Source organism: Amycolatopsis sp. NPDC024027 (genome assembly GCF_040638975.1).
Classification (GTDB): Bacteria; Actinomycetota; Actinomycetes; order Mycobacteriales; family Pseudonocardiaceae; genus Amycolatopsis.
The window spans coordinates 700,884-713,051 of the sequence record NZ_JBEZYY010000002.1 but is presented as its reverse complement, the minus strand read 5'-3'; the positions used below and the strand labels follow the sequence as shown (position 1 = coordinate 713,051).

Genomic DNA, 12,168 nt, shown 5'->3' with positions numbered 1-12,168 from the left:
GCGAAACTAACGGCGGTCGAGCTCGGCCGCTTCGGCCGGGGTCGGCGCCGTGCCGCCCAGGTGGGCGGGCAGCCACCAGCGGTCCTCGTCGGACGCGGGCTGGTCCGGGTACTCGGCCTGGGCCCGGTCGAGCAGCGCGCTCATCCGGGTGCGCAGCTCCTTCGTCACGACGTCCCAGTCGTCACCCTTCGCCGGGTGCATCGGCTCGCCGATGAGGATCGAGACGGGCACGTGCCGGCGCGTCAGGTCCTTCGGCCGGCCCTTCGTCCAGAGCCGCTGGGTGCCCCACAGCGCCATCGGCACCACCGGGACGTGGGCCGCCGCGGCCATCCGGACGGCGCCCGACTTGATCTCCTTGACGGTGAACGACCGGCTGATGGTGGCTTCGGGGAAGACGCCGACGACCTCGCCGGACTGCAGCTTCCCGAGCGCCTCGCGGTAGGACGCGAGGCCGGCGGAGCGGTCGACGGAGATGTGGTGCATCCCGCGCATCAGCGGCCCGGCGATGCGGTTGTCGAAGATCTCCTTCTTCGCCATGAACCGCGTCAGCCGCTTGGCCGGGCGGGCGCCGAGACCGCAGAAGATGAAGTCGAGGTAGCTCACGTGGTTGCAGGCGATGACCGCACCGCCGCGGCGCGGGATGTGCTCCGCACCTTCGATCCGGATGCGGTTGTCGAGTACCCGGAACATCGTCCGGGCCGCCGCGATCACGGGCGGGTAAACCAGGTCAGCCATCCGGCAAGGTTACGGGACCGTAGGTTCGGAACGGCGGTTCAGCGGGGAAGAACACAATACGAGCGCGATCAGCAGCGCGAACAGGGCGACGGACTGGTGCTTGATGCCCTCGATGCCGTCGCCCAGCGCCGCCGTGCCGAACTGCGTCACCGAGACGGCGAGCAGGAACGCCGGCACGACCCCGAGCGCGGTCCGGCGCTGTCGCCAGGCCTTGACCGCCGCGATCAGCCAGATCGGCACCAGGACGAACAGCCCGAGCGGGGCGATCAGGCCGGTCAGCCACGACACCACCGGCACCCGGTGCTCCTGGGCGTGCGGCGGGAACCCGGCGCTCTGGTCGAAGCTGCCGAGGTAGTCCGGGCGGGCGGTGAGCTGGTCGGTCGCGGCGCGGTCGAGCACCTCGAGGGTCCGGCCCGGGTGGGTGGCGAAGTACGTCACGACGTTCCGGCGGCTGATCTTGCCGCGGTACTGCGCGTACAGCGGGTCCATCGTGGCCGGGTGCGGGTGCCACCAGCCGTTGCCCGCGTACTGCGCGAACGACGGCGGCAGCCCGAGCTCGGCCAGGTCGGCCCGGGTGTCGTGCCGCCCGTCGACGATGTTGAGGAAGATCGAATTGAAGACGTTGATCTCGCGCGAGTCGTCGCCCGGGAACTCGGTGTACGTGCCGTCCGGGGCTCGCGCGGGCTCGACGCTCTGCTGCGCGTAGAGCGTGACAGCGCCGATCGCGCCGATGACCAGCACCGCCGACGCCCACCGCTTGGCCCCGCGCAGCGCGCCCGGCCGGACCAGCAGGATCGCCAGGGCAAGGATCGGCAGGATGGTCAGCGTCTGGACCTTGGCGTTGACCGCCAGGACGCCCCCCACGAACGTCACCGCCATGCCCACGTGACTCCACCGGCCCTCGCGCGCGGTCAGGAGCAGGCCACCGGCGGCGAGCAGCAGGCCGAGGAAGGCCGCGCCTTCGCCGAGGATCGCCGCGAAGTACCCGAAGAACGCCGAATCCGCGACGACCAGCAGGAGCCCGGCCGCCACGAACAGCCGGGTCCGGCGCGGGTGCGGCAGACCGAGCACGATCGCGGTGATCGCCGCCGCCGCGACGACGCTGCTCAGCAGGCCCAGGATGACGAGGCTCAGCGTGCCGGGGAGGCCGATCAGCCGGCCGATCCGGACGGCCAGGTCCGCGAGCCAGCTCTGCGTGAGCAGGTACGTCGGGCGGCACGGCGGCGTCCCCGGCGCGGGCGTGTAGGCGAGGTGGACGAACGGCTCGGGCAGGCCCTTCCAGGTGATCCCGGCACCGCACAGCACCCGGCCGCCGTCGCCGTTGTTGGACATCGCGATCGGCCGCGGCACCAGGAACCGCACCACGAACAGGGCGAGCGACGTGCCGAACACCCCGAGCCCGAGCCGCGCCTCGGCGCTCAGCTGCCGGTCCGGGGCCTCGAGCTTCACGAAGGACAGGGTACGTAGCGGAAGTCCGGCCCCTGGTCGAGGTCGGCGACCAGGGACTTCGCCTGTTCCGCCCGCGGGTACACCGAGACCCAGTAGGGCGTGCCGACGCGGCGGAAGGTCGCGACCTCGTACTTGCCCGCGTACACCGGGTCGATCGCGCAGTGCTGGCGGTCGGCGTAACCGCCGTCGGCGGGCACGGCGACGGTCGGGCGGCGAACGTTGACGACGTAGTCGTAGTCGGTCGCGATGCCGCCGTCGTGCCGTCCTTCGCGGGCGATGTGGTCGTCGGTGCGGCCGAGGACGTCGATGATGAGCAGCTGCCCGCCGTGAGCGGCGATCGCGCCGGGCGAGGCGGCGCTGACCACCGACCCGGGCGGCAGGTAATCGCCCAGCCAGCCGCCGATTTCGGCGAGCTCGGCGCCGTGCGAGTGCCAGACGCGGACGCGGTCGAGCATCTCGGGGCTGAACACCGAGACGAGGACCGCGATCCCGGCCAGCCCGCAGGCGGTCACCGGCACCAGCCGCGTCCCGCCGGCCCACGGCTTCGGCCGCGGCGACGGCTTGGCCACGACGTTCACGGTCAGCACGCCGTACGTCCCCGCGGCCGCGACGGCGAGCAGCGGCGGCAGCGGGGCCAGCAGCCGCCACGACGGGCCCGGATCGCCGCCGATGAGCACCGCGGCCGCGGCCAGCCCGGCGGCCATCGCGAACAACAGCCAGAGCAGGGCCCGGGCCTCGACGGCTGTGCCCACCACGGCATCGCCCCGAGCCGGGGCCTCCGCCACCCGGGAAGCAGCTGTGCCCACCGCGGCTTCACCTCGAGCCGGGGGATCTGCCTGCTGGGACCCGCGAACCGCAGCTGCGCCCACCACGGCATCGCCCCGAGCCGCCGGTTCGGTGCGCCGCAGCACCAGCGCGACCGCGGCGACCAGCCCCAGCAGCAGGAATCCCTGGTGTGCCAATGCGAACCCGGACAGGTACGGCCACCCGGCGGCGAAGCGCGCGCCGAGTGTCCCGCCGAGCTTCGCGGCCAGCGGCGCGGGGACGAAGTGCTGGTAGAACGTCGCGCGCCAGGCCAGCCGCGGGATCAGGAAGACCAGCGCGCTTTGCGCGTACCCGACCGGCGCCCACCAGCTGTGCCTCCGCTTGAGCGCGGCGCCGACGAGCCACAGGCCGACCAGCACGGCGACCACCAGGCCTTCCGGGCTGGTCATGACGGCGAAAGCGACGAGCACCCCGGCGACGACCGGGCGGCGCGCGGCGAGCGCGTAGCCGGTGGCCAGGGCGAGCAGCACGAACAGCGGGACCTCGGAGCCCGAGGCTCCGTACACGGCGAGGCCGCCGGCGCTCGCGGTGAGCACCGCGGCGGCGACGCCGATCGCCGGGCGCGGCGCGGCGCCGTCCGGGGCGGCCGCGGCGACGATCCGGTTGACCAGGAAGCAGGACACGAGCACGCAGCCGAGCGCGGCGACGACCCCCAAGACGACGGCCGTGGTGCGGACGTCGGCCCCGAACGCGGCGCGCGGCAGGGCGACCAGCACCAGCCAGAGGAAGTTCGTGTACCCCTCGACGCGTTCGCCGGGGTTGAAGACCGGGCCGTTGCCGTCGGCGATGTTCTGCGCGTAGCGGAACGTGACGAGCGCGTCCTCGGTGACGGTCGCGAACAGCAGCTGGTGCAGCAGCGAAAGTCCGAGGACGAGGGTGAGGACGAGGGCGCGCCAGCCGCGGTCGGCGTCGAGGCGGTGCCAGGTCAGCACCACGATCGCGGCGACGACCAGCCACGCCACCACGACCGCGTAGACCACCCGGCCCCCTCCACCTCGTCACCGCACCCGCCCGGCCGGCTCCCCGGCCAGGTTATCGGTCCTCGGCGGCGAGGCGTTTCCCGTGAGCCGAGCACAGGCCCGAATTGGGGGTGGATCACTTCGCCGGCGACAGTCAAGCAGGGAAATTCACCGCCCAGAATAACCCGAACGGGAGCCGCCTCCGACGGTTGAAGTGACGTCCCGGAAAAGCACCGATCGGGGTGGCGGTACCGCGCATCCGGCCGGCCATTCCGGGCTTAGTCTCCAGCGTGCTCGCCGCCAGCATCGCCATTGTCGTCATCGTCGCGCCCGGTCTCGTGATCGGTCTCGCCGCGGGTTTGCGCGGCTGGGTCGTGGCCGGGATGGCGCCGTTGCTGAGCTACGCCGCCGGCGGGCTGACCGGTCCATGGGCCGCGGCGGCCGGGCTGCCGTTCACCTCGCTGACCTACGCCGGCTCGGCCGTCGTGTTCGCCGCGATCGCCTTCGGTGTCCGGAGGAGCACGGTGCGCCGGCGCCGGCCGGCGCCGGACCCGGGGCTGTGGGCGCGGCGCGGGCACCTGGCGGTGCTGGCGTGCCTGCTGTTCGCGGCGGCGATCGGGACGGCCGCCGTGCTGTTCGGGCTGGGCCGCATCGGGGCGCTCCCGCAGGGCTTCGACGCGGTCTACCACGGCAACGCCGTCCGCTACATCGCCGCCACGGGCGACGGCAGCCTGTTCGGCACCGGCCACGTGAACTGGTACGGCGACGCGGCACCGGTGTTCTACCCCAACGCGTACCACCTGCTGGCGGCGGTGACCTGCCGGCTCGGCGGGGTGTCGATCCCGGAGACGCTGGACGCGAACACGGTGCTGCTACCGGCGCTGCTGGCGTTGTCGCTGGTGACACTGGTGCGGGAGTTCCGCGGCCGGGCGGTGCTCGCCGGCGCGGTGGCGCTGACGGCGGTGGCGCCGGTGATGGGCGTCTACGAGTCGATGAGCCGGGGGCCGCTGCTGCCGTTCGCGCTGGGGGTGGCGTTGACGCCGCTGGTCGCGGTGGCCCTGCGCCGGTACCTGGAGCGGCCCGCGCCGGACACGGCGCTGGTGCTCGTGCTGGCCGCGGTGGGGCTGCTGTGCATTCATTCGTCGACGTTGTTCGGCGGGATCCTGTTCGCCGGACCGCTGCTGGTGCAGCGGTGGCTCGCGGGGTGGCGCCGGCTCGGCCGCGACCTCCTGGCGCTGCTGCCGATCGCGGTGGTTTCGCTGCTGGTGGCCTGGCTGCAGCTGTTCGGGGCGCTGGGGCTGGCGTTGCCGTACTACGGCTGGCCGAGTGAGTACCGCGCCTCGACGGCGCTGGGCGCGCTGCTGGGGTTCCAGCACCTCGAGCCGCACCCGCAGGTGTGGCTGTCGGTCGCGTTGTTCCTGGGGATCGTGTTCTTCGCGCGGGCGGGTGAGCTGCGCTGGATCGGCCTGACGGCGGTGGTGACGGGTCTGGCCTACGTGGCGGTGGCGTCGTCGAACACGCCGATCGTGATGGCGCTGTCCCGGCCCTGGTGGGACGACCCGTACCGGTTCTTCTCGATGGCCGCGGTCCCGCTGTCGGTCCTGGCGGCCCACGGCTTGGCCTCGACGCAGGCCTGGCTGCGCGATCGGCTGCCGTCCCGGGTCCCGCCGGTCGCCGGTGCCTCGGTGGTCCTGCTGGGGTTCGTGCTGCTCACGAACGGGCTGTACGTCCGCTCCAACGGGCACCAGGTGTACCTGGGCTACCAGGCGGCGGACCCGTCGACGCTGCGCGTGACACCCGGTGAGCAGACGGCGATGACCGAACTCGGCTCACGGGCCGGACCCGGTGAATGGGCCATGAACGACCGGTTCGACGGAACCGCGTGGACTTACGCGTTGACAGGAATTCGAACGGTCGCCGCGCATTTCGACGAAACTTCCCCACCCGCGGACGCGGTGCTGCTGGCGAACCGCTTTCGAAACTATTCGACGGATCCGGCGGTGCGGGCGGCGGTGCGCCGGCTGAACATCCATTGGGTCATTCTGGGAAAACCGGCCACCGAACCGGGCCACCCTTATCAGCCGGGGTTGACCGGATTGGCGGACGAGCCGTTCTTGAGAGCGGTCTACCGGAACCCGGACGCGGTGATCTACCGGCTGGTGCCGTGAGGGGGGCTCGGCGCGGCCGGCTCTGGTCGGCCGGCGCCGCAGTGGGCCTGGCGCGGGCGGCTCTGGTTGGCCGGCGCCGCGGCAGGTCCGGCGCGGGCGGCCAGCGCAGGTGTCCCGGCGAGCTCGGCGCCGGCGGTCTGTCGGCCGGCGCCGTGGCGGGCTCGGCGCGGCTGGCTCTGGTCGGCCGACGCCGCGGCGGACCCGGCGCAGGCGGCTCTGGTCGGCTGGCGCCGCGGCGATCGAGCGTGGTCACCGCCGCGCGGCGGGCAGCTCGGGCACTGCGTGGCACCGGCCGGCAGGAGCGGCCCGCCACGGCAGGTGCCCCGGCGCGCAGGTCGGAGTTGTCCACATGTGCGTAAGGCCTGTGGACAACCGGGGGACAGCCCGGGTCAGGCGGGAGTGGCCGCGGGGCGGACCGAGCGGGCCGCCACGGCCGCGAAGCCGGCCGTCACGAGGTCCGCCACCGTGAACATCACGCGGGAGGCCACCGCGAACGCCGTGGCTTGGCCGACCGTCAGGCCGCTGGCCGTCAGGACCGCGACCTGGGCCACCTCGCGGACGCCGACGCCGCTGGGGAGGATGAACGCGAACGTGCCCACCGTCATCGCCACGGCCATCGCGCCCACGCACAGCACGAAGCCGCTGAGGCCCGGCGTGCCCACCGAGTTGGCCAGCAGCCAGAGGTGGACGCCCTGCAGGCACCAGGCCGCCGTCGAGGCGCCGAAGACCTTGCCGATCACCCGCCAGCCCAGTGGGTGTTGCAGCGGCGGCCGGCGGAGGATCCGCAGGACGAGCGAGGTGCCCCAGGTGAGGATCTTCGGGTGCAGCATCGCCAGGCCGAGGGGGATGAGCACGAACAGCCACAGCGCGCGCGGGCTGTTGCTGAACACCGCGGGGGCCGCCAGGAGCGACACCACCAGCGCCGACACCACGCCCACGCCGAGCTGGATCAGGGAGCCGGTGAAGATCCGGGCGCGGGCCAGGCCCGCCTTGCGGCCCAGCTCCATCTGCAGCAGGTACGCCCAGACCGAGCCCGGCACGTACTTGCCGAGCGAGCCGACCAGGCAGATCTGCGCACCGCGGGCGTAGCCGATCGGCTCGCCCAGGTCGTCGACCATCACCTGCCAGCCCCAGGTCGACACCAGGATCGCCGCGACCAGGGCGACCAGGCTGAGCAGGGACGACTCCCAGGCGACGTCACGCAGGGTGTGCCAGAACTCGCCCCAGTTGGCCGCCAGCTGCTTCGCCGCGAAGCCGATGACCAGCAGGATCGCCACCCACCGGACGACGTCGAGGATCTTCGCCCGGGTGGACTTCGGCTGCTTGCCGGCAGCCGGTAGGTCCTCAACTGTCGTCATCGACGGCTCTCCTCAGGCCTGGACCGTGACCAGGCGGCTGAACTCGGACAGCAGATCGTAGCCGTCCCACACCGCCGAGAAGGTCAGGGCCGAGCCGAACGGCACGATCCGGTCGACGCCGCGGCCCGCGAGCTCGTGCGCGAACGCCGTCAGCTCCTCGGCCGTGAAGCCGAACTGGCTGACCGTCTGGTCCTTGCGGAGCACGATCGGCACCAGGTCGGACAGCGAGGACACGCGCGCGTTGGCGAACGTGCCGGCGCCGAGCCACTCGCGCGGCAGCACCGCCGGGTCGGTCAGCTCGAGCGTGGCCAGGCCGTTGCCCTGGAACGCGATCTCCTTGACCAGTCCGTCGGCCGCCGCGCCGTACGCCGAGACGCGCTTCTGGACCGCCATCGCGGGCTCGGTGACGTGCTGCTTCGTCTCCAGCACCGCCGCCAGCAGCGTGCGGAACTCCTGCCCCGCGGCCCGGGCGCCGGGCTCGTCGCCGACCCAGAACACCGCGCGCGGGGACGAGCAGGCGGCCTGGTCGAACCAGTACGAGTCGTTGTAGAAGCCCTCGGCGGCCGCGCGGCGCTCTTCGGAGGACGCTCGCTGCCAGCCCGCCACCGACGCGACGGCGAACGAAGAGCGGTCCGGGAACGTCAGGTCACGCGCGTGCGGGGCCAGGGGGTACTTGCGCAGGGCCGCTACCGAGCCGTCGCCGCCCCAGATGACGCGCAGGTCCGCGGCCAGCGACAGCGCGCCGCTCACCTCGTCGCTGCGGTCGTAGGTCACCATGCGCTGCGTGGCCGTGATGGCGGCCGCGGTCGCCGGGTCCACTTCGGACAGTGCCGCGTTCAGCGCCTCCAGCACCGCCTCGGCGGCACCGGCCGAGCGCGACGACACCCGGACGACGTTGTGGTTGCCCGCCAGCGCGGACAGCGCCCACGAGTAGACGAAGATCGTGTCCACGTTCGCCGGCGGCACGTGGAACACCAGCCCGCGCGGGAACCGCAACGATCCGGCAGAAGTGTCCAGAGTGGACAGCGCCTTGGCGATTTCGCCCTTGCGCAGGAAGAACCCGAGGGACGCCAGTTCGGGGAACCGGCGCGCGGTGGCCGGGGCCAGCAGCTTGCGGGCGAACTTCGTGACGAATTCGACGATCCGCGGGTCGCCGACCTTCAACCGGCCGCCCGGCGGCTCAGTACGCAACTGGGAGACCAGCTCGGCGGCCTCGATGCCGGAAGCGGCGGGGAACCGCTGGGTCAGGGAAGTCACGCCGCCGCTCCCGAGAACGTGTCCGAGCACCCGCGGGCCTCCGCCTTGGGCAGCCGGCCCAGCACGGAGAAGTGCTTGCCCGGCCAGTCGCCGTCGTCGATGCCGTTGTAGACGCCGAGGTCTTCGGTGAGCAGCACGTGACCCGGGTACGACGTCGGCAACGTCGAGACGACCTCGATCACGCCCGGCTCGCCGACCGGCTGCTCTTCCCACGTCTCCGGGTTCCGGATGACGACGTCGGCGAAGTCCGGGCAGTACAGCGAGTTCCCGGACGGGCCTTCGAGGAACACGGTGCCGATCTGTTCGATCATCCCGTAGTAGTTGTGGATCCGGGTGAGCCCGGTGTCCTCTTTGAACCGCCGCCGGAACTCGGTGTTGTCGACCGCGCGATCGATCAGCTTCTTCCAGCCGCCGCTGTGGATCAGGATGCCGTTCGACAGGTCCAGCCCGTGGTCACGCGCCACCTCGTAGAGGTACAGCCACACCATGAACGTGAAACCGAAGATCAGGAACGGCTTGTCGCCGTACTCGGCCAGGAACTTCTTGACCGCTTCGACGTCCGGCTGGTCGTTCTCGTCGAGCACGTACGTGTGCTTGCGGCCGAAGTTCGCCATGCCCAGCACGCCGGCGCCGCGCGCGGAGAACGAGCGGCGGTTCTTGATGATGCCGATGGTGTCGACCATCAGCATCGGCAGCCGCTCGCCGCCGAGGACCTCCTGCAGCGTCGCGCCCAGCTGCTTGGTCTGCGCCCCGGCCGCCTCCTTGTCGAGGTAGATCCGCGACGCGCCGGCGCCGGTGGTGCCCGACGACGTCAGCGTCTTGAAGACCTCGCTGTCCGGGACCGACTTCAGGTCGTGCGTCTTGAACATGCGCACCGGCAGCCACGGCAGGTCCGCGATCGTGGCGAAGGAAGCGTCGGACGCGATCCCCAGCGACGCCAGGATCCGGTCGTAGCCCTCGGAGTTCGCGCGGTGGTGGGCCGTCAACGAGGCCAGCTCGGGCAGCAGCAAGGCCTCCCGGTCAGCCTGCGACCGAGTGAACACGCTCATACCTTCGCCTCCAATGACCGGTAGTCGATCTTGCCGCTGGCCAGCAGCGGCACGGTGTCGATCGGGCGCACGTCGAACCCGCTGACGTGCAGGTGCAGCCGCTCGGACAGCGCCCGCGACGCGTCCTTGCAGATGTCCTTGTCGACCCCTTCGGCGAACAGCACGACCTTGTCGCCGGCGGCCACCGCGGCCACCACGTCGATCCCCACCGCCGCCGTGCGCGCGGCCTGCTCGAGGTCGTCGAGGCTGACGCGGTTGCCGAAGACCTTGCCGATGCGCTTGAGCCGGCCGGTGATGAACAGGTACCCCTCTTGGTCGAGGTACCCGAGGTCACCGGTGGCCAGCACGCCACCGAATTCGTCGCCCTTGGCCAGTCCGGACTCGTCGTCCGCATAGCCCATCATCACGTTGGGCCCACGGTAGACGACCTCACCGACAATTTTCGGGTGCGTGGTCTCCGAGCCGTCGTCCCGGCGGACCGAGAACCTCCCGCCCGGCAGCGCCGGCCCGGCGGAACCGAGCTTTTCGGCCAGCCGCTCGGCGGGCACCGTCGTCATCCGCGGCGACGCCTCGGTCTGGCCGTACATGACGTACATCCGGCCGCCGACGGCGAGCATCTTGTCGTTGAACTCGGCGATCAGCTCGTCGCGCAGCTTCCCGCCGGCCTGCGTCAACGTCCGCAGCGTCGGGTACTTCGCGGGGTCGAACTTGAGCCGCCGCAGCATTTCGTAGTGGTACGGGACACCCGAAAGCGACGTGACGCCGTGGGTGGTCACCGCGTCCCAGAACCCGCGGCCGAGCACGCCCGACGGCTCGATCACGACGGTCGCGTCCCGCACCAGGTGCGAGTTCAGCACCGACAGGCCGTAGCTGTAGTGCAGCGGCAGGCACGTCGGCGCGACCTCGTCGGCGTCGATGTGCAGCACCTGCGCGATGGCGTCGGCGTTGGTGAGGATCGCCTCGCGCGAAAGCCGGACGAGCTTCGGGTTGCCGGTCGAGCCGCTGGTCGGGAGCAGGACGGCGAGGTCGGGGTGCGGGCTGACGCCATCAGCCGAAGCACGGACCCAGTCGGCACCCCGCGTGGTGTACCCCTCCGGCGCGGCTCCCGAAGCCGAGAGCACCGCGGCCGGGCGGAAGCGCGAGACCAGCCCGGCGAGCACGTCGGCGTCGAGGGCCGGGTCGATCAGCGCGATCGCGCGCCCGGACTCGAACGCGCCCAGGTAGGTCAGCACGCTCGGCAGGTCGACCGCCATCCGCGCGAAGACGACCCCGGTGGGCAGCGTGCGCAGTGTTTCCATGGCCCGGCCGACCTCGGCCGCCAGTTCCGCGCCCGCCAGCGTGCGGCCCCCGGCCACGTCCACCAGCCGAGCTCCCGCACCCAGCAACGTCACAGCACCAAGCCTCCGTCGATCCCCAGCACCTGGCCGGTGATGAACGACGCCTCGTCGCTCACCAGGAACCGGATCGCGTTCGCGACTTCCTCGGGCCGGCCCAGGCGCCCGAGCGGCGTCCGGCCCGAGTTTTCGGCCTTCGCGTCCTCGCTCAGGCCCGCGGTCAGATCGGTCTCGATCACGCCCGGCGCGACCGCGTTGACGCGGATGCCGGACCGGCCGAGCTCCTTCGCCGCCGAACGCGCGATGTTCGCCACCGCCGCCTTCGACGCCGCATACACGGTCTGACCAGCGCTTCCGTACTCGCCGACGATGGAGGCGAGCACGACGATCGAGCCGGTCTTCTTCCGCATCATCGCCCGGGCCGCGGCCTGGACGGTGTGCAGGGTACCGGCGACGTTCGTGCTCAGCGTCGTGTCGACGAGGTCTTCCTTGATCATCCCGAGGAGCGCGTCCTCCATGATCCCGGCGTTCGCGACGACGATGTCCAGCTTGCCGTGCTCCTTGGCGACCCCCCTGACCAGCGAAGACACCGCCTTCGCGTCGGTGACGTCCAGCGCGAGCCCGGAGGCGCCCACCGAGGCGGCCGCCTCCTTGGCGCGAGCCTCGTCCCGGCCGGTGAGCACCACCGTCGCGCCGGCCTCCACCAAAGCGCGTGCGGTGGCCAGGCCGATCCCCCGCGTCCCGCCGGTGACGAGCGCGACGCGACCGGACAGCGGCAAATCAGTCATTCTTCGACTGCAGCTCGGTCACCATGTCGACGGCGACCTTGAAGCTCGACATGTCGATGACCTGGTCGGTGTCGAACTCGACGTCGAACTCGTCCTCGATGGCCGCGACCAGCGCCATGTGGCCGACCGAGTCCCACGCCTCGATGTCGCGGTACTTCAGGTTCTCGACGTCCACGCCGCCGTCGAGGTCCAGCGCCTCGACGAAGACCTCGCGCAGCTTGGGGGCAACCGACATAGCCATGACTC

General features: G+C 71.9%; 10 protein-coding genes. 1 reads left to right on the top strand and 9 read right to left on the bottom strand.

What is annotated here, in order from left to right; translation table 11 throughout:
* Nucleotides 1-6: 6 nt before the first annotated feature.
* The 3 genes from AB0F52_RS08265 to AB0F52_RS08255 are packed head-to-tail and all read right to left on the bottom strand — an operon-like array spanning nt 7 to nt 3,989.
* A complete protein-coding gene (locus AB0F52_RS08265; RefSeq protein ID WP_360166119.1) occupies nt 7-735 on the bottom strand; it encodes a lysophospholipid acyltransferase family protein in 729 nt (242 codons plus the stop codon).
* A gap of 9 nt (nt 736-744) precedes the next feature.
* Nucleotides 745-2,184 carry a hypothetical protein gene (locus tag AB0F52_RS08260; protein ID WP_360166116.1) on the bottom strand — a complete coding sequence of 480 codons (1,440 nt, stop codon included), beginning with the start codon at nt 2,182-2,184 and terminating at the stop codon, nt 745-747.
* Complete coding sequence (locus AB0F52_RS08255; RefSeq protein ID WP_360166113.1) at nt 2,181-3,989, bottom strand: hypothetical protein; 1,809 nt, start codon at nt 3,987-3,989, stop codon at nt 2,181-2,183. The genes AB0F52_RS08260 and AB0F52_RS08255 overlap by 4 nt, the downstream gene beginning before the upstream one ends.
* Nucleotides 3,990-4,258: 269 nt before the next feature.
* On the opposite strand from AB0F52_RS08255, the gene AB0F52_RS08250 reads away from it, so the two are divergent.
* Nucleotides 4,259-6,136, top strand: a complete 1,878-nt coding sequence (locus AB0F52_RS08250; protein ID WP_360166110.1) for a DUF6541 family protein — start codon at nt 4,259-4,261, stop codon at nt 6,134-6,136.
* A gap of 389 nt (nt 6,137-6,525) precedes the next feature.
* Here AB0F52_RS08250 and AB0F52_RS08245 read toward each other — a convergent pair whose 3' ends face one another.
* From AB0F52_RS08245 to AB0F52_RS08220, 6 genes are read right to left on the bottom strand one after another with little or no spacing between them, the layout of a single operon-like run.
* Nucleotides 6,526-7,494 carry a lysylphosphatidylglycerol synthase transmembrane domain-containing protein gene (locus AB0F52_RS08245; protein ID WP_360166107.1) on the bottom strand — a complete coding sequence of 323 codons (969 nt, stop codon included), beginning with the start codon at nt 7,492-7,494 and terminating at the stop codon, nt 6,526-6,528.
* A 12-nt stretch (nt 7,495-7,506) separates the two neighbouring features.
* On the bottom strand, nt 7,507-8,751 hold the full coding sequence (locus AB0F52_RS08240) for an acyl-CoA reductase (RefSeq protein WP_360166104.1): 1,245 nt from the start codon (nt 8,749-8,751) through the stop codon (nt 7,507-7,509).
* Nucleotides 8,748-9,800, bottom strand: coding sequence for an acyl-protein synthetase (locus AB0F52_RS08235; RefSeq protein ID WP_360166101.1), 1,053 nt, complete (start codon nt 9,798-9,800; stop codon nt 8,748-8,750). The genes AB0F52_RS08240 and AB0F52_RS08235 overlap by 4 nt, the downstream gene beginning before the upstream one ends.
* Complete coding sequence (locus AB0F52_RS08230) at nt 9,797-11,191, bottom strand: AMP-binding protein (protein ID WP_360166098.1); 1,395 nt, start codon at nt 11,189-11,191, stop codon at nt 9,797-9,799. The genes AB0F52_RS08235 and AB0F52_RS08230 overlap by 4 nt, the downstream gene beginning before the upstream one ends.
* Complete coding sequence (locus AB0F52_RS08225) at nt 11,188-11,922, bottom strand: glucose 1-dehydrogenase (RefSeq protein ID WP_360166095.1); 735 nt, start codon at nt 11,920-11,922, stop codon at nt 11,188-11,190. Before AB0F52_RS08225 ends, AB0F52_RS08230 begins: the two co-directional genes overlap by 4 nt.
* On the bottom strand, nt 11,915-12,157 hold the full coding sequence (locus AB0F52_RS08220) for an acyl carrier protein (protein ID WP_103355069.1): 243 nt from the start codon (nt 12,155-12,157) through the stop codon (nt 11,915-11,917). The genes AB0F52_RS08225 and AB0F52_RS08220 overlap by 8 nt, the downstream gene beginning before the upstream one ends.
* Nucleotides 12,158-12,168: the final 11 nt, after the last annotated feature.